Source organism: Cellulomonas soli, from assembly GCF_052036975.1.
In the GTDB taxonomy this organism is placed as follows: Bacteria; Actinomycetota; Actinomycetes; order Actinomycetales; family Cellulomonadaceae; genus Cellulomonas; species Cellulomonas soli_A.
On the sequence record NZ_JBQIAR010000007.1, the window covers coordinates 184,829 to 206,953 of the forward strand.

The window sequence follows — 22,125 nt, forward strand, 5'->3', positions numbered from 1 at the left end:
CCCCATCCTGCCTGGTGCAGAAGGTGCACAACGGACGATTCGCCGATTGTGGACAGCGGGGCGGGCGCGCCTCGTCGTGCCAGACTGCGGACATGGCCCCGCGGTTCCTGACACTCGCCGACGTGACGGAGATCCTCAACATCTCCACGCCCCAGGCCTACGCGCTCGTGCGCACCGGTGAGCTGCCCGCGATCCAGGTCGGCGGGCGCAACCAGTGGCGCGTGGAGCAGAGCGAGCTCGAGTCCTACATCCAGCGGATGTACGAGCAGACCCGTGCCCGCATCGCGGCGGACGCCGAGGCCGGACACACCTCGATCGACTGACCGGCACCGCGCGGACCCGGGGCTCCGCCCCGCACCTCGAGCCCCGGGCACCGAGGGCCCCGCGTCAATCAGAGGGTCGAGACGACCCGCAGCGCGGCGAACGGCACGGCCAGCGCCGCACCGCTGCGCGGGTCCTCGCCGACCGACAGGTCGACATGGTCGGCACCCACCCGCTCGACCCGCCCACGCCAGGTCGCGCCTGCCACCTCGACACGGACGGCGACCCGGTCGCGCGCCAACGCTCGCAGCGCGTGGCCCAGGCCGATCCGCGACTCCACCACGCCCGCCGCAGGTGCCACGTGCGGATCGAGCCCGTCGACGCCCAGCAGCGCGGCCGTGGGCACGAGCGCTCGACGCGCGGCCGCGGTGGCCAGCAGCAGCCACTCGCCCGTGGCATCGAGCAGCACCCCGTGCACGGGCTCGACCCCGTGGACCTCGAGCCGCAGCGGGCGCCCCACCCCGGCGCGAAGGCGATCCACCAGGTGCACCGCGGCACGCTCCGCGCGGACGAGCTCGGCGATCTCGGCGCGCGCGTCGGCGACGCGCCCGGCCCGCACCTGCCCCTCGAGGTCTGCGAACAGCTGCTCCCACCGCACCCGCCCACCGTAGAGGACTCGTTCGGGTGACAGTGATGTCCGAGTTGTCCGATTGACTGGACGCCGGGTGACCGCGTCATGTACACCTAGCACCACCAATCTTCACCAAACGACATCAAACGGATGCTTCGGGGGCTCGATGAACCAGATCCACGGCCGACGGCTGCAGGCCACGGCCGGCCTCCTCGCCGGCGCTGTCGGCGCCACGAGTCTCACCCTCGCCCTGGCCCACCTGACCGTCGACGGCGCCCGGCGGGGCGGAGCCGTGCGGGTCGAAGACCTGGTGGCACTGGTCATCACCGGCACCGGCACCGCGGTCAGCGCCTGGCTCGCCGCCTCCACAGGCATCGCCCTGCTGTGCGTCCTGACCCGCATCGCCGGGTCGAGCTGGCGGGCCGGCGAAGCCGCGGTGCACCGGCTGGCGCCGACGATCGTGCGCCGCGCCCTGGCCGTCACGGTCACCACCGGCCTCGGGCTGAGCCTGGCCACAGGAGCGCACGCCGCCGCGCCATCTCCGACGCCGGCAGGACCGACGGGCGTCGCCACCGCGGAGGCCACCGCCCCGAGCCTCGGGTGGACCCCCACCGCGGGCGCGACCGACCCGGCTGCCCCGGCCGACACCCTGTGGCGACCCACCGGCACGAGTGCCGTCACGGCCACGGTCCCCGCACCGGGTCCGACCACCGTCTCGAGGGTCACCGCACAGCAACCCGCCCCGCTCGCGGCGACCGCGGAGGCCACCCAACCTCCGACGACCGTCGTCGTCCAGGCGGGCGACAGCCTCTGGGACATCGCTGCCCGCCACCTGCCGGCTGGCGCCGGCGACGCCGACATCGCATCCGCCTGGCCGCAGTGGTACAAGGCCAACCGCGACGTCATCGGCGACGACCCCGACCAGCTGCAGCCCGCGCAGGTGCTCCACGCGCCCACGACCGCCGCCGCAGCCACACCCGACTCCCCCACCCCTGCACAGACGGAGGTCCCCCGATGAGTCCGACGACCCTCGAGCACGAGCCCGGCCCCGTCGAGGAGGCGCTCAGCGCGCCGACGCCCGCGCGCGCACCCCGCACCGGAGCCCCCGACCGTGCGCCGCACGACGACCGTCCGCTGCGCGACGTGGTCAGGGAGCCGGGCGCCGCACCGACCCGACGTCGCAGCACGAGCTCGCGGCCCGCGCCCGCGGGCCCGCCCGGGCAACCGACGCCCCGCATGCCGCGCGACCGGCCGCGCGCCGGAACCACGCCCGGGTCGGGCGCCCCCCGCATCCGGCTCGTGCCGTCCGGACCCTCCTTGCCCGCTCCGACGACGTCCACCTCGGTCCACGCCGTACCGCAGACCGTCGGCGCCCGGATCGAGGCCCTGCGCGCCGCGGACCGCTCCACGGTCGTCGAGGCCGCCGACGAGCCACGCGGCCCCGTACCCACGGCCGACCTGCGGCACACCTCAGGGGCGGTTGCCCACGCGGTGCTCGAGGTGCTGGCCGGCACGCGCCCACTCGCCCAGCTGGCGCGATGGGTCACCCCGGGCGTCTACGAGGCGCTGCGCACCCGCACCGAGCTCACGGTCCGTGTGCTCGGAGCCGGGACGGGACGCCGGCCGCTGGTGCGACGTGTGCGGGTGTGCCCCGTCGACCCGCACGCGGCCGAGGCCACCGTGGTCGCCCACGACGGGCACCGCGTGCGCGCCGTGGCACTGCGGTTCGAGACCCACCGCGGCGCGTGGCGGGTGACCGCACTCGAGGTCGGCTGAGACACGACGGGACCCCCGCGCACCGAGGCGCACAGGGGTCCCGTTCCGTCTGCGAGGCGCGCGCCGGTCCAGGCGGCCGCCGGCGACCTCAGCGCTTGCGCTGCTGCTTGGCCGCCTTGCGCCGCGCCTCACGGTTGCCGTCACCGTCCGCGGCCGCCGGACGCGGTGCACCGTCGGCTCCGCGGGTCTCGACCCCACCGTCCTCGGTCGGCGCCGAGTACTGCAGCGGTGTGCGCTGGTCAGGACCGTCGATGCCCTTGGCCACCAGCCGACCGGGCACGGGACCGTCGCTGACCGAGCGAGGCCGTGCAGCAGCTGCACCGGCACCCGACGAGGCCTGCGCGGCCGAGTCCGCCGTGACGGCCGGGGCCTCGCCCTGCGCCTCGGGCTCGGCGACCTTCACCTCGAGGTTGAACAGGTAGCCGACCGTCTCCTCCTTGATGGCATCGGTCATCGCCGCGAACAGCTGGAAGCCCTCGCGCTGGTACTCCACCAGCGGGTCTCGCTGGGCCATCGCCCGCAGCCCGATGCCCTCCTTGAGGTAGTCCATCTCGTAGAGGTGCTCGCGCCACTTGCGGTCCAGCACCGACAGGGTCACACGCCGCTCGAGCTGACGCATGTTGTCCTCGCCGATGCTCGCCTCACGCTCGGCATAGGCGTGCTCGGCGTCCGAGAGGAGCTCGCGCTCGAGCAGTGCGGCCGACAGCCGGGTGGGCCCACCGGCCTCCTCCACGACCTCCTCGACCGTGATGCTCACCGGGAACACCGCCTTGAGCGCCGTCCACAGCGCCTCCAGGTCCCACGACTCAGGGGTCCCGGACGCGGTCGCGGCAGCCACGTAGTCCTTGACGACATCGGTCCGGAAGTGGCCGACCTGCACCTGCAGGTCCTCGCCCTCCAGCACCCGCCGACGCTCGTCGTAGATCACCGTGCGCTGCCGGGACAGGACGTCGTCGTACTTCAGGACGTTCTTGCGGATCTCGAAGTTGCGGGCCTCGACCTGCGACTGCGCGGACTGGATGCCCCGCGTGACGATCTTCGACTCCAGCGGCAGGTCGTCCGGGAACCCTGCGCGCGTCATCATCGACTCGGCCAGGCCCGAGTTGAACAGGCGCATCAGGTCGTCCTGCATCGACAGGTAGAACCGGGACTCGCCCGGGTCGCCCTGACGGCCGGACCGTCCACGCAGCTGGTTGTCGATGCGCCGCGACTCGTGGCGCTCGGTGCCCAGCACGTACAGGCCGCCCAGTTCGACGACCTCGTCGTGCTCGGCCTTGACGGCCTCCTTCGCCTTCTCCAGCGCGTCGGGCCAGGCGGCCTCGTACTCCTCGGCGTTCTCCGCCGGGTCCAGCCCGCGCGCGGCGAGGTCCGCCACCGCCATGAACTCCGCGTTCCCGCCGAGCATGATGTCGGTGCCGCGACCAGCCATGTTCGTGGCCACGGTGACGGCACCCTTGCGGCCGGCCTGCGCCACGATCGCCGCCTCACGCGCGTGCTGCTTGGCGTTGAGGACCTCGTGCGGCACACCCTGCTTCTTCAGCTTGGCCGACAGCAGCTCGCTCTTCTCGACGCTGGTCGTGCCGACGAGCACCGGCTGCCCCTTGGCGTGCCGCTCGACGATGTCGACCACGACCGCGTCGAACTTGCCGTCCTCGTTCTTGTAGACGAAATCCTTCTGGTCGATGCGCTGCATGTTGCGGTTGGTGGGGATCGGCACCACACCGAGCTTGTAGGTCCCCTGGAACTCGGCGGCCTCCGTCTCGGCCGTGCCGGTCATGCCCGCCAGCTTGGTGTACAGACGGAAGTAGTTCTGCAGCGTGATCGTGGCGAGCGTCTGGTTCTCCGCCTTGATCGCCACGCCCTCCTTGGCCTCGATGGCCTGGTGCATGCCCTCGTTGTAGCGGCGACCGGGCAGCACACGGCCGGTGTGCTCGTCGACGATGAGCACCTCGCCGCGGTCGACGATGTAGTCCTTGTCGCGGCGGAAGAGCTCCTTGGCCTTGATGGCGTTGTTGAGGAACCCGATGAGCGGGGTGTTCAGCGACTCGTACAGGTTGTCGATGCCGAGGTAGTCCTCGACGCGCTCGATGCCGGGCTCCAGGACGCCCACGGTGCGCTTCTTCTCGTCGACCTCGTAGTCGCGCTCGGGCTCCAGGCGACGGACGACCTTGGCGAACTCGGCGTACCAGCGGTTCGCGTCACCCGAGGCCGGGCCGGAGATGATCAGCGGCGTGCGGGCCTCGTCGATGAGGATCGAGTCGACCTCGTCGACGATGGCGAAGTGGTGGCCGCGCTGCACCAGGTCGTCGGTGGTCCAGGCCATGTTGTCGCGCAGGTAGTCGAACCCGAACTCGTTGTTCGTGCCGTACGTGATGTCGGCCGCGTACTGCACGCGCCGCTCGGCCGGCGTCTGGCCGCCGAGCACCACGCCGGTGCTCAGGCCGAGGAACCGGTACACGCGGCCCATCAGCTCGGCCTGGTAGCCGGCCAGGTAGTCGTTGACCGTGACCACGTGCACGCCCTCACCGCTGAGCGCGTTGAGGTACGCCGGCGCGGTGGCGACCAGGGTCTTGCCCTCACCGGTCTTCATCTCGGCGATGTTGCCCAGGTGCAGCGCGGCGCCGCCCATCAGCTGCACGTCGAAGTGCCGCTGGCCGAGCGTGCGCCGGGCCGCCTCGCGGACGGCGGCGAACGCCTCCGGGAGCAGGTCGTCGGTCGACTCGCCGTCGGCCAGACGCGCCTTGAACCTGTCGGTCTCCTCGCGCAGCTCGGCGTCCGACAGGGCGAGGAAGCTGTCCTCGAGGGTGTTCACCTGGTCGGCCAGGCCCGACAGCTTCTTGAGGATCCGGCCCTCGCCGAGTCGCAGGACCTTCTCGAGGATCGCAGGCACGCAGAACTCCCGACATGTGTTCGCACCCCGGGCGCGCGCGGCGTCGGAGCGGCTGGCAGCCCGACCGCACGGACGGGCCCGACCATCGTAGGCGAGGCTCAGGGAGCGGGGCGAAGAACGCGCTGGGCCAGCGCGTCGGCCAGGTCGCCGCGCATCCGGCCGTCCTTGTCCCCCACGACGACCTCACCCAGTCCCAGCCACGCCGCCAGGACCCCCAGCTCGCCGGCGAGCGCCTCGACCACGGCACCCACCTGGGCGGCACGGCGCGGTGCCGGCTGCACGGGTGCCCGGTGCGCGGCGTGCACACGCAGAACTCCCGCCTTCCGATCGGCCTTGAGGTCGACCAGCGCGACGAGCTCCTCGCCGAGCAGGAACGGCAGCACGTAGTACCCCCAGACGCGCTGCGGCTCCGGGACGTAGATCTCGATGCGGTAGCGCAACCCGAACAGGTCCTCGACCCGCCGGCGTTCGAACACGAGCGGGTCGAACGGGCTCAGCAGCGTCGCACCGGTGGCCCGCCGTGGCAGCGAGGCGTCCCGGTGGCGCAGCGCCGCCCCCCAGCCCTCGACCTGCACCTCCTCGAGGACCCCCTGCTCGACCAGCTCGCGCACGGCCGGCCGCACCCGGGCGCGGCCGATCCGGAAGTAGTCCGCCAGGCACCGCTCGGTTCCCACACCGTGGGCGCGTGCGGCGATCTCCACCAGCGCACGGACGGCGTCATCCTCGGAGGGTTCGGGGGCGGCCAGGACCTGCGGGGGCAGCACCCGCTCGGTCAGGTCGTACAGCCGCTCGAACGTGGCGGTCCGCCCGGCGGCCGTCACCTCACCGGTGAAGAAGAGGAACTCCAGGACACGCTTGGCGACGGTCCAGTTCCATCCCCACTCGGAGCGGGTGCGCGGGTGCTCCGCCTCGAACCGCTCGTGCACCTGCGCCGAGGTCAACGGTCCCAGATCGGCCACCATCGCCCGCACGTCGGCCAGCACGCCCGGGTGCTCGGCAGGGACGCCGGCGATCGAGCCCCAGGCCTCCGTGCGGTACGCCCGCCGACGCCACTCGAGCAGGCGGAACGTCTCCGGGGGCACGTACGAGGCCTCGTGCGCCCAGGCCTCGACAAGCCGCCGCGGCGCGTGTCCCGCGGCGCGGTCCAGCAGCGCAGGGTCGTAGGGACCCAGGCGGGAGAACGTCGGCATCAGGTGGGCCCGCGCGAGCACGTTCACGGAGTCGATCTGCAGCAGCCCGAGCCGGTCGATCACCTGCTGGAAGTGCCGCAAGGTCACCGGCCCGGTGCGCGCGGACCGCGGACGGTCGAGCCCTTGCGCACGCAGCGCCGTGCGTCGCGCCTGCGACAGCGTCAGGCGTTCGGCCTCGGCCCGGTGCCGACCGGGTGCGGCCGGAGGGACGGTGGCGACGGGGTCAGCGAGAGGCACGGCGCCATCCTGCCGCCCGGGACCGACACGCGCGGACGGGGCGACCCGCAGGGTGCAGGCCGCCCCGTCCGGGGTGGTGGGATCAGACCGCGACGGTGGAGGCCACCGGGGTGTCGAGCTTGATGACCCCGTAGCTCCAGCCCCGACGGCGGTAGGCGACGGCGGGCTGGGCCGTCTCGATGTCGATGAACAGGAAGAAGTCGTGCCCGACGAGCTCCATCTCGTAGAGCGCGTCGTCGAGCGTCATCGGCTGGGCCTGGTGCACCTTCTCGCGGATCACCACCGGCGAGTCACCGAGGGTCGTCTCGACCGCCCCGTCGTCCGAGGTCGGCGCGACCTCCGGTTCCTGTGCGGCCTGCGGCGGACGGACGTCGACCGGGGTGAGCGGGGTGTGGTTGCGGTGGTCCTTGCGACGGTCACGGGTGCGACGCAGGCGTTCGAGCAGCTTGCCGAGCGCAAGGTCGAGCGCCGCGTACCGGTCGTCGGCACACGCCTCGGCGCGGATGACAGGCCCGCGGTCGACCACGGTGAGCTCGACGCGCTCACTGCTGCCTGCCTGACGGGGGTTGGCCTCGTGCGAGACGAGGACGTCGATCCGCTGGGCGCGGGGGGCCAGCTGCGTCACCTTCTCGAGCTTCTGCTCGAGGTGGGCGCGGTATCGGGGCGAAACCTCGGTGTGCCGGCCGGCAACCACGATCTCCATGTGTGCTCCTCCAGGAGTGGGGGCGGTGACCCGCCCGGGTGACATCGGCGTCGTGACCCTGCGGGGCACGACGGGCGGCATCACCTCCCTCCCGGCGCCTCGGAGATCCGGGCGCAACGGTCCGGAACACCCTCCGACGTATCGGCTGAGGCATCCACGCTATCTCCGGTACGGCGCACTATCCAGCCTCCGGCCGCGCGTCACGCGAGGGTTCACCTGTGAGTCTTGCGTGACCGGCGGCCAACCGGGACGAACCGGGCCGTCGACCGGTACCTCCTGCGGCGGTGGTGTCGAGGCGAGCACGAGCAGCCCGACGACCACCGCGCCGGCCCGCAGCAGCACCTCGTGGCACTGGGCGGCCGTGGCCCCTGTGGTGAGGACGTCGTCGACGAGCAGCACCGGTGCACCGTCCAGCGCACGCAGGTCGACCCCGCGGGCCACCCGGACCCTCCCCACGAGGTTCTCGGCACGCGCCCGACGTCCGAGGCCGACCTGGTCGCGGCCACCTCGGCGACGCAGCACCGTCACCGCACGGGCACCCGTGCCCCCGTGGCGCCCGCCGAGCTCCTCGTCCAGCGCACGCGCGACACCGCGGGCCAGCAGCCCGACCAGGTCGGCCCCGCGGCGCCGCCGGGCGGCAGCCGTCGACGGGACGGGCACCACGAGCAGAGGCGACTGCGTCGGGCACACCGCCACCGCGGCCCCGAGCTCGGGCGACACGTGCACGGCGGCCGCGGCGAGCGCACCCACGAGACCACCGGTCAGGTCGGTGCGGCCCCGGTCCTTCCAGGAGACGACCAAGGACCGTACCGGGCCGACCGCGTCCGCGAGCGCCCAGGCCGGCACGTCGGGTCGGGTGCCCAGGCGGTCGAGCCGGCCGGCGCGCTGCTCGCACCGCCGGGGCGGGCCCGTCAGCAGCGCCCTGCACACCGCGCACCAGGCGACGTCGTCCTGGCCGCACCCGGCGCACCCGACGGGGAGCACCAGGGCGAGCAGCGCCGACCCGAGCTCACGCCACGTGACCATGCCGTGCAGCCTGGACCCCGCGCGGTGCGCTGCCGGCTGCGAGCGGGTGGACCACCGATGCCGTGGCCCGCCCGCGGGGGCTGTGGGTGCGCGGCCGGTCAGCCCGGGTACGACGGGTCGGACGCGCCCTCGACCCCTGCCACCCGTACCCAGCTCAGCCCGTCGGAGCGGAACAGCTCCCCGTCGGACGTGGCGACCAGCACCGCACGTTCACCGCGCCCGCCCGCGATCGAGACCACGTCCGCCATCTCGGGCAGCACCTCCGTGGGGCCCGACACCGGCACCAGGTGCAGCGCGGATCCGGCACCGCTGCGGCCCAGCACGCCCAGCACGGACTCGTCGACCCACACCACCTCGCTCGCCTCGGTGAGCGAGGCACCGGCACGGACCGGCTCGCCGACCTGCACCGGCGTGCCCTCGTCGTCGCGCATCACGCCCGCGACGTCGACCGCCACGCCGTCCGGGCCGTCGGAGACCACCGCGATACGCGTCCCGTCCCGGGACACCCGCACCGCCTGGACGCGACGGCCCGCCAGCCAGTCGACCACGATCTCGACCGTGCCCCGTCCGGGGGCGGCGGCCAGGAGGGTCGGGTCCTCCGACCCCGGGACCGTCCGCGCGGTCCAGGCCCGGCCGAGCCGGTCGACGGAGGGTGCGACCAGGTCGTTCCCGGGCACCAGGAGCTCTCCTGGCGCGTCGGCGGTCGGAACCGTCATGAGTCCGGCCTGCGTGAGCAGCACGCGCACGGAGCCGTCCTCGGACCGTGCCGGGGACGCGGCGCCCAACCCCGCCAACGGGGCCACGTCGGGCACGGCGGCGACCTCGGTGCCTGCCAGCTCGACCAACGTGTCGGCCTGCAGGAACTCCACGTTCAGGCTCGGCAGGGCACCGCGGTCCAGGTCCGGCGTGGTGGCGCCCGTGAGCACCACGCCGCCGGAGACGACCTGCACCGAACCGACCCGCGGCACCCGCAGCGACGCCTCGATCTGGGCGACGAGCAGATCGCGGTCGGCTCCGAGCACGGCCGCCTGCGGCCCGAGCTCCACCACGGCCACACCGTCCTCCCCGATCGTCACCGCCCCGGGGACCAGGTCCACACCGTCGGGGACTGCGCTCTCGACCGCGTCGCGCAGCCACGGCGAGGGCCCGGCCAGCAGCGCCTGCACGACATAGCTGGCCACGTTCTTGTTCGGGAACCACCGCGTGTCCGGCACCAGGAACTGCTTGTCGGGCGAGAGGAAGTACACCGGCGTCGAGCGGAACTGCGAGTCGAAGACCGGCCGGGTCAGGATCAGGCCCGTGGGCACCGTCGCGATGCGCCACTGGTCGTCGTCGTCCTGCACCATGTCGAAGGTCACCGACTCGCGGGCGTCCGCGGGCGCCTCCACGTACCGGCCGTCGGCGTCGACCCGCGCCGTCACGGGCACGCTGAGCGTCACCTGCGTGGGCGAGGTCAGCTGGATCTCCTGCGAGGACGCCACGACCACCCCGGCCAGGGGTTCCCACGACGAGCGCGCCTCACCGGCCAGGAACTCCCGTGCGACCACGAAGTCGTCGGCCAGACCTGCCGCCCCCGCGAGCAGGAAGCCCTCGACGATCTTCTCGGGCGGCGCGTCCTGCGTGGGCCCCTCCGCGAGCAGGTCGACCCCGCCCGGCTCGGTGACCTGCGGGTCGCCGGCGCTGACCGGGCCCGAGGTCGGCATCGCCGTGCAGGCGGCCAGGGCCAGCACCCCCACGGTGGCCGCGAGCGCCTTCCACGCCGTCCTGCGCCTCATCGCACCTCCAGGTCGTCGTCGGCCGCACCGTGGCCGAGCTCGGGCAGGGCTGCGGGGTCGGTGCCCGGACGTCGCGCCGAGCCCGCGCGGGCCACCGGCGGGGCCGGGTCGGCGGGTACGAGCGGCAGCGGCGAACCGGTCAGGCGGATCCCCGCGCGGCGCGGCAGCGTCAGGCGGAAGCTGGCGCCGCGGCGAGGCCGACCCCACGCCTCGAGCCACCCGCCGTGCAGGTGCGCGTCCTCCAAGGAGATCGCCAGGCCCAGGCCGGTGCCGCCGGTCGTCCGTGCCCGGGCGGGATCGGCACGCCAGAAACGGTCGAACACGTGCTCGGCCTCATCGGCCGTCATCCCGACGCCGTGGTCGCGCACGGTCACCGCGACGGCGTGCGCGTCGGCACCGACGGTCACCTCGACCGTGCTGCCGTCGGCGTGCTCGACCGCGTTGACGAGGAGGTTGCGCAGGATCCGCTCGACGCGGCGCGGATCCAGGTCGGCGGCGCACCGTTCGTCGGGCAACGAGACCTGCAGCCACGACCCGCGGCGTTCGGCCAGCGGGGCCACGTTGTCCACGGCCTGCATGACCACGTCGCGCACGTCGCGACCCTCGGCGTCGAGCACGGCGGCTCCTGCGTCGAACCGGCTGATCTCCAGCAGGTCGGCCAGCAGGTCCTCGAACCGGTCCAGCTGCATCGCGAGCAGCTCGGCGGACCGCTTCACCGACGGCTCGAACCCGTCGCGCGCGCCGTGGATCACCTCGCCGGCCATGCGGATCGTGGTCAGTGGTGTGCGCAGCTCGTGCGAGACGTCCGAGACGAAACGGCGCTGCAGGGCCGAGAGCTCCTCCATGCGCAGGATCTGGTCCTGCAACGACTCGGCCATCCCGTTGAACGAACGTGCCAGCGTGGCGATCTCGTCCTGACCCCGCGCCGGCATGCGCTCGGTCAGGTGCCCGTCGGCGAACCGCTCGGCGACCTGCGCGGCGCGGCGCACGGGTTTGACCGTCTGCCGGGTGACCAGCCAGGTCATGCCGCCCAGCAGCCCGACGAGCAGCACGGCGGCCAGGGCGAGGGTGCGCTGCAGGAAGTCCAGCCGGTCCTGCTCGTCCTGCAGGCTGTACAGGAAGAACAGCTGGTAGGTGCCCACCACGGGCACGTCGACGTCCTGACCGACCACCACGGCGGGCACGTCTCGGGTGCCCACGGGCAGCGCCACCGACTGCCAGTGCTGCCCGCCCTCGACCGTGGCGTCCTTCAGCTCCTTGGAGACCAGGTCGACGAGCGAGGCGTCGGTCGCGGCGGAGCCGGCCGTGACGGGCGAGGACTGCCCCGGTGCGCGCAGCAGGAAGACCTCGCGGTCGCCGGAGCCGCCCAACCGCTGCGCCGAGACGACGTCGCGCAGCAGCCGCTGCACCTCGCTTCCCGTCTTGGCGGTCGAGGCGTCGAACGTGTCCTGCGCCTCCTGCGTGCTGCGTGCGCTCTCGTCGAGCACCTGGTCCACGCGGGCCAGGAACAGACCGTCACGGGTCTGCTCCCCCACGTACCAGCCGACCACCAGCAAGGCCACCAGACCCAGCATCAGGGTGGAGGCGATCGTGCGGAACTGCAGCGAGCTCCGCCACGCCAACGGCACGGCCCGCACGCGGCGGACCGCCCGCAGGCGCCACAGCCGCCACCGGCGGCCCCCGTGCGGCACGGCGCGCACCTGCGCGCTCATCTGGGGCTCACCGGGCGCTCATGCGCGGCTCACGCGCTGCCCACGCCCGCCTTGTAGCCCACGCCGCGCACCGTCACCACGATCTCGGGGCGCTCGGGGTCGGTCTCGATCTTGGAGCGCAGGCGCTGCACGTGGACGTTGACCAGGCGCGTGTCGGCCGCGTGCCGATAGCCCCAGACCTTCTCCAGCAGCACCTCACGCGTGAACACCTGCCAGGGCTTGCGCGCCAGGGCGACCAGCAGGTCGAACTCCAGCGGCGTCAACGACACGGGGCGGCCCGCCCGCTCCACGCGGTGACCAGGCACGTCGATCGAGACGTCGCCGATCGACAGGTGCTCGGGGGCGGGCTCGTCGGTGCGACGCAGCCGGGCACGCACGCGCGCCACCAGCTCCTTGGGCTTGAACGGCTTCGAGATGTAGTCGTCGGCCCCGGACTCCAGCCCGAGCACCACGTCGACGGTGTCGCTCTTGGCGGTGAGCATGACGATGGGCACGCCCGACTCCGCCCGGATCAGACGGCACACCTCGTTGCCGTCCTTGCCGGGCAGCATGAGGTCGAGCAGCACCAGGTCCGGCTGCGCAGCACGGAACGCCCCGAGCGCCTCGTCACCGTCCTCGCAGAACAGCGGCTCGAAGCCCTCCGACCGCAGGACGATGCCGATCATCTCCGCCAGGGCGGTGTCATCGTCGACCACCAGCACGCGACCCTTCATGCGCGCCATTGTGACACCGCCACGTGTGGACGGTGGCCCGACCGGCCCCGCGTGCGACCTGCGGCGTCGCGGCGCGCCCCGGGTTCACCCGACCGGCGGGTCGCGGTGAGGCCACCCGGCCCGCGACGGCACCCGTGCGTGGCACGATGGGGCGAACCGCCAGGTGCCGAGGACGACAGGGAGCCGGACCCGCATGACGACGCCGCACGACGACGCACCGCGCCCGCCCTCCTGGGCTGCGCCCGGTACGCCGCCGACCGAGGGTGCGCCGTCCTCGGGCGGCTCACCCGCCCAGCCGGTTCCGGCACCCCCGGCCGGACCCCCGGTCGCGCCGCCCGTCGGCTACCCCGGTGCCACCGGACCTGGACCGGTCCCGCCCGGCTTCCCTGCGCCTGCCGGCTACCCGCAGGCCGGTTCACCTCAGCCCGGGTATCCCCCGGCCCCTGGCTACCCGCCCACCCCGGGGTACCCGCAGCAGGGCTACCCGCCTGCACCGGGATACCCGCCGCAGGGCTACCCGCAGGCTCCCGGGTACGCGCAGCCCGGGTACGGCCAACGACTCCCTGGCTGGACGCCTCCCCCCGCCCCCGTGCTGCAGCCCGGCATCGTGCCGCTGCGCCCGCTGGGGCTCGGCGAGATCCTCGACGGCGGGTTCCGGGCGATCCGCGCGAACCCGCGCGTGATGTTCGGGCTGGCTGCCCTCGTGGTGACGGTGGCCGTCGCCCTGCAGGCCGTGCTCACGTGGTACCTGGGCGGGCTGCTCGCACCGCAGGTCGCCGACCTGACCGGCACGATCGACCCGACCGGTGAGCTGGGCATGGACGGCACCCTCGGCACCAGCATGGCCGAGCTGCTGACCCTGCCGGTGGTGTCCGTGGCGACCACCGTGCTCTCGGGCCTGGTCATCGTCTCCGTCAGCAGGTCCGTGATCGGGCGCACCATCAGCCTGTCCGAGGTGCTGCGCTCGTGGCGCGTCTGGTACGTGCTCGGGTTCACGGTGCTGTCCGGACTCGCGGTGAGCCTGGTGATGGGCGCCTGGATCGGCCTGATCGTGCTGCTCGCCGCCAACGACTCGGCGGGGGGCGCTGTCGCCCTCGCGCTCGTCGGCGGCCTGGCGGTCGTGGTCGGCGCGATCTGGTTCTCGGTGCGCACCCTGCTGGCTCCAGCCGCTCTCATGCTCGAGGGTGGCGGTTTCTGGTCGTCGGTGGCTCGCGCGTGGCGGCTCACCCGTGGCAGCTTCTGGCGTCTGCTGGGCATCTACCTGCTCGTCAACATCCTGGTGTCGATCGTCGTGTCGGTCATCTCCTTCCCCGCCACGGTCATCGCGACCCTGGTCACCGGGGACGCCACCGCCACCAGCTTCGGGGCGGTCGTGATCACGTCGATCGCCGACGTGATCGGGCTGACGCTCTCGACCACGTTCGTGTCGGCCGTCGTGGGCCTGCTCTACATCGACGTGCGCATGCGCCGCGAGGGTCTGGACATCTCGCTCGCGCGGGCGGCCGGCGAGTCCGCGGCGTGACGCTGCTCGGCGCCGGTGTGCCCGTCGACCCGGACGCGCCGACGGCTCGCCGGTGGGCGAGCGACGAGCTGGCCCGCGCCGAGTACCACCAGGGCAAGTCGTTGCTGCAGCGCCTGCTGGACTGGATCGGCCAGCAGTTCGACGGGTTGCCCTCCGTCGGGCTGCCTCCGTGGCAGGCGGCACTGGTCGTGGTGGGTGTCCTGGTGGTCGTGGTCCTCGTGGCGCTGTGGATCACCGGACCGGTGCGGCTGTCGAGGGCCCGGCGCGCCGGCGTGGAGCTGCTCGGGCACGACGACGAGCGGACCGCGGCCGAGCTGCGGGCCGCCGCCGACGCCGCCGCGGCTCGGGGCGAGCACGGGTTGGCGGTGCTGGAACGCTTCCGCGCCGTGGTGCGCTCGCTCGAGGAACGCGCCCTGCTGGAGGCGCGGCCCGGCCGGACCGCGCACGAGGTCGCTGACGAGGCCGGCCGGCGGCTGCCCGAGGCGGCAGCCGACCTGGTCCGGGCCGGGCATCTGTTCGACGATGTCGCCTACGGCGGCCTCGAGGTGGGCGCCGAGCAGGACGAGTGGCTGCGCGCGCTGGACAGCCGGGTGCGTGACCTGCGGCCTGCGCGCCCGGGCGCGCAGGCCGTCGGCGCGGAGGCCGTGCGATGAGCGCCCCCACCTGGACCACCACACCGGGGGGGCTGCCTGCGGGTGCCGTCGTCGGCGACGGCACCTCGACACGGTCACGCTCGGCGAGCCGCTGGCGTCGGCTGCGTGCACCCCTCGCGCTCGTCGCGGGCCTCGCGCTCGTCGGGCTGCTGGCAGCACTGCCCGAGCCGCGCACCTCGTCCGTGCCGCTCGCCCCCGACAACCCGGCCGCCGGCGGTGCACGTGCCGCGGCGCAGATCCTGGGCCGGCAGGGCGTCGACGTCCGGTTCGTGCGGACCACGTCCGAGGCGGTGGCCGCTGCGGAGGCCGGCACCACGCTGCTCGTGGTGCGCGACACGCTCCTCATCGACACGCAGGTCGAGGCACTGGCCGCAACCGAGGCCGACGTGGTGCTCCTGGCACCGAGCTGGAGCCTGGCCTCGTTCACCGACCAGGTCACGTCGGTGGGCGGCACCTCGGACGTACCCGTCACCACGCAGGCCTCGTGCACGGACCCCGACGCGGTCGCCGCCGGCACCCTGACCGCCGCGGGTCGACTCGTCGCGACGGGCCCGCAGGCCGTGGTGTGCTTCACGGCACCCGGCGAGGCGTCGGGTGCGTACGCCGTGGTCGAGGGCGAGCGGCGTGTCAGCGTGCTCAGCGACGTGACGCCGTTGACCAACGAGGCGCTGGCCGAGGAGGGCAACGCCGCCCTGGTGCTGCGCGCGCTCGGTCGTCACGACACGCTGGTCTGGTACGTGCCGTCGCTGTCCGACACCGGGGCCGTCGAGGCGACCGGGCCGTCCCTGAGCGACCTGCTGCCGCCGGCCGCACCCGTGGTGGGGCTGCAGCTGCTGGTCGTGGCGGCCGCCGCGGCGCTGTGGCGCGGACGCCGCCTGGGTCGACTCGTCACCGAGCCCCTGCCCGTGGTGGTGCGCGCCGCCGAGACGACCCGCGGACGTGGGCGCCTCTACCGCCGGGGACGCAGCCGCGGGCACGCCGCCGCCGCGCTGCGAGCCGGGGCGGCCGCGCGCTCGGCCCGCCACCTGGGCCTGCCCCGATCCGCCCCCGCGCCGACCGTGATCGACGCGCTGGCCCTGGCCAGCGGCCGCGACCGCACCGAGGTCGCCGCCCTGCTGTACGGACCACCACCCACCGACGACGTCGCGCTGACCCGCCTGGCGCGTGACCTGGACGACCTGGAGAGCGAGGTTCACCGATCGTGAGCGAGACCTTCCCGAACGGGGCTGCAGGCGGGCCCGTGCCGCAGCCGCCCGTCGGCCCGGCGTGGCCCGCCGCACCGGCGTTCGCCCCGGCACCCCCGGCACCTGCCCCCGCACCGGTGACCGGGACCGTCCCGGTCCCGGCCCAGGCACCGTTCCCGGCCCAGGACCAGACGCCGGCCGCACCGCAGCCGGCGCACGCGGCACCGTCCGCACCACCGCAGGTCTCGCTCGATCTGCGCGACGCGCTCGCCGCGGTCCGCGCCGAGGTGGCCAAGGCCGTCGTGGGGCAGGACGCGGCCGTCAGCGGTCTGGTCATCGCCCTGCTCTGCCGTGGTCACGTGCTGCTGGAGGGCGTGCCCGGCGTGGCCAAGACCCTGCTGGTGCGCGCCTTGTCGGCGGCGCTGGACCTGCGCACCACGCGCGTCCAGTTCACGCCCGACCTGATGCCCGGTGACGTGACCGGCTCGCTGGTGTACGACGCTCGCACGGCCGAGTTCTCGTTCCGAGCCGGCCCGGTGTTCACCAACCTGCTGCTGGCCGACGAGATCAACCGCACGCCCCCCAAGACGCAGGCCTCGCTGCTGGAGGCGATGGAGGAGCGCCAGGTCACGGTCGACGGGACGCCGCGCCCGCTGCCCGACCCGTTCCTGGTGATCGCGACGCAGAACCCCGTGGAGTACGAGGGCACCTACCCGCTGCCCGAGGCCCAGCTCGACCGGTTCCTGCTCAAGCTCACGCTGCCGCTGCCCGCCCGCGAGGAGGAGGTCGAGGTGCTGGCCCGGCACGCGTCCGGCTTCGACCCGCGCGACCTGCGCGCCGCCGGGGTGCGCCCCGTGGCCGACGTCGAGCTGCTGGCCAGGGCCCGTGCCGAGGTGGCCCGCGTCCAGGTCTCGCGCGAGGTGCTCGGATACGCGGTCGACGTATGCCGTGCCACGCGTGAGTCGCCGTCGCTGTCGCTGGGCGTCTCGCCGCGTGGCGCCACGGCGCTGCTGGCCACGGCCCGTGCCTGGGCGTGGCTGTCGGGCCGCGGGTACGTGACGCCCGACGACGTCAAGGCCCTCGCGCACCCCACGTTGCGGCACCGCGTCCAGCTGCGGCCCGAGGCCGAGCTCGAGGGCGTCACCACCGAGAGCGTGCTGGACACGGTGCTGGCCTCCGTGCCCGTACCTCGCTGAGCTGCGGTGACGTCATGACCATCACAGGACGCGCGGTCGCCTTCACGGCGCTCGGGCTGCTCGCCGTGCTGCTGGTCCCCGTCCCGGGGACCGTGCTGCTGTGGGTGCTCGTCGTCGTGCTCGCGTGCGTCCTCGACGCGGCGCTGGCCGGCTCTCCGCGTCTGGTCGCCCTGTCACGGGACCTGCCCTCGGCCGTGCGGCTCGGCGAGCAGGCACGGTCGACCCTCACGCTGACGAACCTGGGGCGGCGACCGGTGCGGGCGCTGGTGCGCGACGCGTGGCAGCCGTCGGCAGGGGCCCTCGTCGACCGCCACCCCGTGGTGCTGCCGCCCGGCGAGGGCGCCCGCTGCACCACGGTGCTCGTCCCGACCCGCCGGGGCGATCGCCTGGCCGACCGGGTGACCATCCGCTCGACCGGTCCGCTCGGGCTGGCCGGCCGGCAAGCCTCGCTGACCGTCCCGGGGCGCCTGCGGGTGCTGCCCGAGTTCGCCTCCCGCCGTCACCTGCCGAGCCGGCTGGCGCGGTTGCGCGAGCTGGACGGTCGCGCAGCCGTGCAGATCCGCGGTGCGGGCACCGAGTTCGACTCCTTGCGCGAGTACGTCCCCGGCGACGACGTGCGTTCGATCGACTGGCGTGCCACGGCCCGCCGAGCCGACGTGGTGGTCCGCACCTGGCGTCCCGAGCGCGACCGGCGCGTCATGATCGTGCTGGACACCTCCCGCACGTCGGCGGCACGCGTGCTGGACGCCCCCCGGCTCGACGCGTCGATCGAGGCGGCGCTGCTGCTGGCGGCGCTCGCCTCGCGGGCGGGCGACCGGGTCGAGCTGGTCGCGCACGACCGTCGGGTGCGCGCCCGCGTGGCCGGGATGTCCGGTGCCCGGCTGATGCCGGCGGTCGCCGACGCCCTGTCCGGCGTCGACCCGTCGCTGGTGGAGGCCGACTGGCCGGCCGTGGTCTCCACGGTCCGGGAGCGCATGAGCCAACGTGCGCTCGTGGTGCTGCTCACGGCGCTCGAGCCGTCGGCGGTCGAGCAGGGTCTGCTGGGTGTGGCCGACCAGCTCACCTCGCGCCACCAGGTCGTGCTCGCCTCGGTCCGCGACCCGGAGGTCGAGCAGCTGCGCAGCGACCGGCGGGACCCGGCCGCCGTGTACGACGCGGCCGCGGCCGAACGCGGCGAGCTCGAACGGGCCGCCGTGGCGATGCGGCTGAGCCAACGCGGCGTGGAGGTCGTCGATGCCTTGCCCGACGCTCTCGCTCCAGCGCTGGCCGATGCCTACCTGGCACTGAAGGCTGCCGGCCGGCTCTGAACGCCTGCCGCGCGGCGGCCCCGACGGTGACCGGGTGTGGTCTGCGCGCCGTCTGCGCGCGGTGCCGGCGGTGTGGGTACCTCCCGATACCGTCCGGTCATGGACGAGGTCCCCGCGCTCGACCGCCGTGCGCTGAACCGCGCCCTGCTGGCCCGGCAGGGCCTGCTGGTGCGTGGCGCGGGCACGGTGCTGGGCGCCGTCGAGCACCTGGTGGGGCTGCAGGCCCAGAACATGGGCTCGCCCTACGTGGCACTGTGGAGCCGGTTGGCCGCGTTCACCCCGGCGCAGCTCGGGGACGCCCTCGTGGACCGCACCGCTGCACGCATCGCGGTCATGCGCGGCACGATCCACCTGGTCACCGCGCAGGACGCGTTGCTGCTGCCCCGCCTGATGGCGCCGCTGTTCGCCCGTGACCTGGAGCGCAACGCCTCGCACCGTGACGCGCTGGCCGCCGTGGACCTCGGCGAGCTGGCCGCGCTGGCCCGCGCCCTGGTCGAGGAGCGGCCGCGCGTCACCACCGAGCTGGGCGCGCTGCTGACAGGACGGTGGCCCAGAGTGCCGTCCACGACGCTCGCGTACGCCGCACGGGGCACGCTGCCCCTCGTCCAGGTGCCACCGCGCGGCGTGTGGGGCCGCTCTGGCCCGACGACGTGGACCACCGCCGACTCGTGGCTCGGCGCGTCGGCGACCGACGCCCCGGACCTCGACGACCCCGACGTGCGCGCGGAGCAGGTCGAGCGGATGGTGCTGCGCTACCTGGCCGCGTTCGGGCCGGCGAGCGTGGCCGACGTGCAGACCTGGTCGGGGCTGACGGGTCTGCGGGCCGTCGTGGAGCGCCTCCGCCCCCGCCTGCGCGTGTTCCGCACGGCTGCGGGCGAGGGTCCGGCCCGGGGCCGCGAGCTGGTCGACCTGCCCGACGCACCTCGTCCCCCGTCCGACGTCACCGCACCCGTGCGGTTCCTGCCCGACCTCGACAACGTGCTGCTCTCCCACGCCGATCGTTCACGGATCGTGCCCGACGAGGTGCGCGTGCACCTGCGCAGCCCCAACGGGGTGCTGCCGGGCACCGTGCTGGTGGACGGCACGGTGGGCGCGACGTGGGCCGTCACACGGACCCGTCTGCGCCCGGGCGGCAGCGGCGAGCTGGCGCGGCTGACACTCACGCCGCTGCGCCCGTGGCCCGCGGCGGCACGGCGCGAGGCCCTGGCCGAGGGCGAGCGGTTCGTGCGGTTCCTGGCGGACGACGCGACGGAGCACGCCGTGGCCGTCGCCGAGGCCTGAGCCGCCCGGCGCCCGGCGTCAGCCGACCTGCGCCGCGACGTACCCAGCGCGGTCGGCGTCGAGGTCGCCGGTCTGGCCCGCGGCCGCTGCACGACCGCCGAGCACGAGCACGTACACCCAGAAGCCGGTCAGGACGAGCGCCCCGATGAGGATCTTCAGCCACCAGGCCAGACCCGAGCCGGTGACGAACCCCTCCACCACCCCGGACACCGCCAGCACCCCGACCAGGCCGATCGCCACCGTCAGCAGCGACCTGCCCTCCTGGGCCAGGGCTCGCGCGCGGGTCCGGGGGCCCGGGGCGATCCAGGACCAGAACAGACGCAGCCCGGCCGCACCGGCGACGAAGATGGCCGTCAGCTCCATCAGACCGTGCGGGGCGATGAGCTGCAGGAACACGTCGAGATGGCCGTGCGCGGCCATCATGCCGCCGGTGGCCCCCACCGACACGGCGTTCTGCACCATCAGGTACAGAGGGATCACGCCGGTCACCCCGGTCCCGATGCACACGGCCGCCAACCAGGCGTTGTTGGTCCACACCATCGCCGCGAAACCGGCCCCCGGCGTGTAGTACTGCGCGAACGCGTCGTCGACGTAGGCCTGCCGCTCGGACGGGGTGCCCATCGCCGCCAGGGCATCGGGCTGCGTGGCGACCCACCAGCCGGACACGACGGCCACACCCACGAACGAGACCATCACGGCCACCGTCCACCACCGCACGCGGTGCAGCGCGGCGGGCAAGGTCACCACCACGAACCGGCTCACGTCCCGCAGCGACGGCTCGTGCGTGCCGGCCACGGCCGCCCGGGCCCGTGCGACCAGCTGCGAGAGCCGGGTCACGGTCTCGGGGTCGGGTGCGCTCGAGCGGATCGTCGACAGGTCCGTCGCGGTGGCCTGGTACAGCCGGACAAGTTCGTCGGACTCGGCGCCGGTGAGCCGACGCCGCCGCGCCAGCTCGTCGAGCCGCAGCCAGGCAGGCGTGCGGACCTGCGTGTACGCGTCGAGATCCATGGGCACAGCCTGCCACCGTGCGGCGCCGGGTGGTCACGTCCAGCCGGTAGCGTTCACTGGCAGGCGGGCTCGAGCGCGCCGCGGCGGCTGAGAGGACGGGTGGATGGACGAGGGCATCGTCACCGGCGAAGGTGTGCTGCTCGACGCGCGTCCGGCGTCCTTCGCCTCGCGGGTGCTGGGGGCGGTCATCGACCTGCTCCTGCTGGCCGTCGTGGGCTTCCTCGTGGTGATCGTGCTGGTCTCGACCGACCTGGTGGCCTCCGAGCAGGGCGCCCGCATCCTCACGGTCGTCATGGTGGCCACGGCCACCGTGATCGTCCCGACGACGGTGGAGACCCTCACGCGCGGACGGTCGCTCGGCAAGCTCGTCGCGGGCATCCGCATCGTCCGGGACGACGGCGGACCGACGGTGTTCCGGCAGTCGTTCGTCCGCGCCCTGGTGGGCGTCGGCGAGCTGTGGATGACGGCGGGCTCCGTGGCCCTGATCTGCTCGATCGTGCACCCGCAGGGCAAGCGCGTCGGCGACATGCTCGCGGGCACCTACGCGGTGCGCGTGCGAGGCACGGCGCCGCGACGCGACGTGCTTCCCATGCCGCCGTACCTGGCCGGGTGGGCCCGGCACGCCGACATCGCGCGGCTGCCCGACGGCCTGGCGCTCTCCGCCCGCCAGTTCGTGCTCCGCGCCGGCCGGCTGCACCCCGCGTCGCGGGTCGAGCTGGGCAGCCAGCTGACGCAGCAGGTGCAGCAGTACGTGCGCCCGCTGCCACCCCCGGGCACGCACCCCGAGTCGTTCCTGGTCGCTGTGCTGGCCGAGCGGCGGGAGCGGGAGCTGCGCGCCGAGCAGCGTGCTGCGGTCCGCGACGCCCACGAGGCGACCCTGCTGCACCGCCTGCCGCACGGGGTCCCCGACCCCGTGGACTGACCCGCTCCCGCACGGCTCGGCCCGGCTCGCAGGACGCTCAGGTGCTGCTGGCGACCACCCGGCGCAGGTCCGGCTCGAGGTAGATCACGGTGGCGATCGGCACCGCCGCCCGCACACGCGCCTCGGCCTCGTCGATCG

Annotated in this window: 19 protein-coding genes; 10 read left to right on the forward strand and 9 right to left on the reverse strand. The window is 74.2% G+C overall.

Translation table 11 applies throughout. The features are described 5' to 3' along the window. Nucleotides 1-92: 92 nt before the first annotated feature. Nucleotides 93-323, forward strand: a complete 231-nt coding sequence (locus ACTHAM_RS09780; RefSeq protein WP_440686832.1) for a helix-turn-helix domain-containing protein — start codon at nt 93-95, stop codon at nt 321-323. Nucleotides 324-391: 68 nt separating this feature from the next. Here the strand turns inward: ACTHAM_RS09780 and ACTHAM_RS09785 are convergent, their stop codons facing one another. Beyond that, a complete protein-coding gene (locus ACTHAM_RS09785) occupies nt 392-919 on the reverse strand; it encodes a hypothetical protein (protein WP_440686834.1) in 528 nt (175 codons plus the stop codon). 139 nt (nt 920-1,058) lie between these two features. On the opposite strand from ACTHAM_RS09785, the gene ACTHAM_RS09790 reads away from it, so the two are divergent. Then, the gene (locus tag ACTHAM_RS09790) at nt 1,059-1,910 is read left to right on the forward strand and encodes a LysM peptidoglycan-binding domain-containing protein (protein WP_440686836.1); all 852 of its coding nucleotides are present in this window, start codon (nt 1,059-1,061) and stop codon (nt 1,908-1,910) included. Beyond that, a complete protein-coding gene (locus ACTHAM_RS09795) occupies nt 1,907-2,668 on the forward strand; it encodes an Rv3235 family protein (protein ID WP_440686838.1) in 762 nt (253 codons plus the stop codon). The genes ACTHAM_RS09790 and ACTHAM_RS09795 overlap by 4 nt, the downstream gene beginning before the upstream one ends. Before the next feature lie 88 nt (nt 2,669-2,756). On the opposite strand, the gene secA is transcribed toward ACTHAM_RS09795, so the two are convergent. From secA to mtrA, 7 genes are all read right to left on the reverse strand, one after another. Continuing rightward, nucleotides 2,757-5,558: a preprotein translocase subunit SecA gene (gene secA / locus ACTHAM_RS09800; RefSeq protein ID WP_440686840.1), complete on the reverse strand. Its 2,802-nt coding sequence runs from the start codon at nt 5,556-5,558 to the stop codon at nt 2,757-2,759. Between the two features lie 98 nt (nt 5,559-5,656). Further along, nucleotides 5,657-6,913: a winged helix-turn-helix domain-containing protein gene (locus tag ACTHAM_RS09805; protein WP_440686884.1), complete on the reverse strand. Its 1,257-nt coding sequence runs from the start codon at nt 6,911-6,913 to the stop codon at nt 5,657-5,659. A gap of 154 nt (nt 6,914-7,067) precedes the next feature. Next, complete coding sequence (hpf, locus tag ACTHAM_RS09810; protein WP_440686842.1) at nt 7,068-7,688, reverse strand: ribosome hibernation-promoting factor, HPF/YfiA family; 621 nt, start codon at nt 7,686-7,688, stop codon at nt 7,068-7,070. Nucleotides 7,689-7,847: 159 nt separating this feature from the next. Continuing rightward, entirely contained in the window at nt 7,848-8,714 is an 867-nt protein-coding gene (locus ACTHAM_RS09815) for a ComF family protein (RefSeq protein ID WP_440686844.1), read from the reverse strand. A 98-nt stretch (nt 8,715-8,812) separates the two neighbouring features. Beyond that, the gene (locus tag ACTHAM_RS09820; protein WP_440686846.1) at nt 8,813-10,489 is read right to left on the reverse strand and encodes an LpqB family beta-propeller domain-containing protein; all 1,677 of its coding nucleotides are present in this window, start codon (nt 10,487-10,489) and stop codon (nt 8,813-8,815) included. Beyond that, entirely contained in the window at nt 10,486-12,201 is a 1,716-nt protein-coding gene (mtrB, locus tag ACTHAM_RS09825; RefSeq protein WP_440686848.1) for an MtrAB system histidine kinase MtrB, read from the reverse strand. The genes ACTHAM_RS09820 and mtrB overlap by 4 nt, the downstream gene beginning before the upstream one ends. Before the next feature lie 29 nt (nt 12,202-12,230). After that, nucleotides 12,231-12,914 (reverse strand): MtrAB system response regulator MtrA, encoded by a 684-nt coding sequence (gene mtrA, locus ACTHAM_RS09830; RefSeq protein ID WP_440686851.1) that lies wholly within the window; start codon nt 12,912-12,914, stop codon nt 12,231-12,233. A 193-nt stretch (nt 12,915-13,107) separates the two neighbouring features. On the opposite strand from mtrA, the gene ACTHAM_RS09835 reads away from it, so the two are divergent. The 6 genes from ACTHAM_RS09835 to ACTHAM_RS09860 all read left to right on the forward strand — a co-directional run bounded on the left by ACTHAM_RS09835 (nt 13,108) and on the right by ACTHAM_RS09860 (nt 20,057). Continuing rightward, entirely contained in the window at nt 13,108-14,436 is a 1,329-nt protein-coding gene (locus ACTHAM_RS09835) for a glycerophosphoryl diester phosphodiesterase membrane domain-containing protein (protein ID WP_440686853.1), read from the forward strand. After that, nucleotides 14,433-15,089 carry a DUF4129 domain-containing protein gene (locus ACTHAM_RS09840; protein WP_440686855.1) on the forward strand — a complete coding sequence of 219 codons (657 nt, stop codon included), beginning with the start codon at nt 14,433-14,435 and terminating at the stop codon, nt 15,087-15,089. Before ACTHAM_RS09835 ends, ACTHAM_RS09840 begins: the two co-directional genes overlap by 4 nt. After that, a complete protein-coding gene (locus ACTHAM_RS09845; RefSeq protein WP_440686857.1) occupies nt 15,086-16,294 on the forward strand; it encodes a DUF4350 domain-containing protein in 1,209 nt (402 codons plus the stop codon). Before ACTHAM_RS09840 ends, ACTHAM_RS09845 begins: the two co-directional genes overlap by 4 nt. Further along, nucleotides 16,291-17,469, forward strand: a complete 1,179-nt coding sequence (locus tag ACTHAM_RS09850) for an AAA family ATPase (protein ID WP_440686859.1) — start codon at nt 16,291-16,293, stop codon at nt 17,467-17,469. The genes ACTHAM_RS09845 and ACTHAM_RS09850 overlap by 4 nt, the downstream gene beginning before the upstream one ends. A gap of 14 nt (nt 17,470-17,483) precedes the next feature. Next, on the forward strand, nt 17,484-18,776 hold the full coding sequence (locus ACTHAM_RS09855) for a DUF58 domain-containing protein (RefSeq protein WP_440686861.1): 1,293 nt from the start codon (nt 17,484-17,486) through the stop codon (nt 18,774-18,776). A 99-nt stretch (nt 18,777-18,875) separates the two neighbouring features. Continuing rightward, nucleotides 18,876-20,057: a winged helix DNA-binding domain-containing protein gene (locus ACTHAM_RS09860; protein ID WP_440686863.1), complete on the forward strand. Its 1,182-nt coding sequence runs from the start codon at nt 18,876-18,878 to the stop codon at nt 20,055-20,057. Between the two features lie 18 nt (nt 20,058-20,075). On the opposite strand, the gene ACTHAM_RS09865 is transcribed toward ACTHAM_RS09860, so the two are convergent. After that, nucleotides 20,076-21,065, reverse strand: coding sequence for a stage II sporulation protein M (locus ACTHAM_RS09865; RefSeq protein WP_440686865.1), 990 nt, complete (start codon nt 21,063-21,065; stop codon nt 20,076-20,078). 103 nt (nt 21,066-21,168) lie between these two features. Here ACTHAM_RS09865 and ACTHAM_RS09870 point away from each other — a divergent pair, with 103 nt between their 5' ends. Next, complete coding sequence (locus ACTHAM_RS09870) at nt 21,169-21,987, forward strand: RDD family protein (protein WP_440686867.1); 819 nt, start codon at nt 21,169-21,171, stop codon at nt 21,985-21,987. The last annotated feature ends 138 nt before the right edge of the window (nt 21,988-22,125 follow it).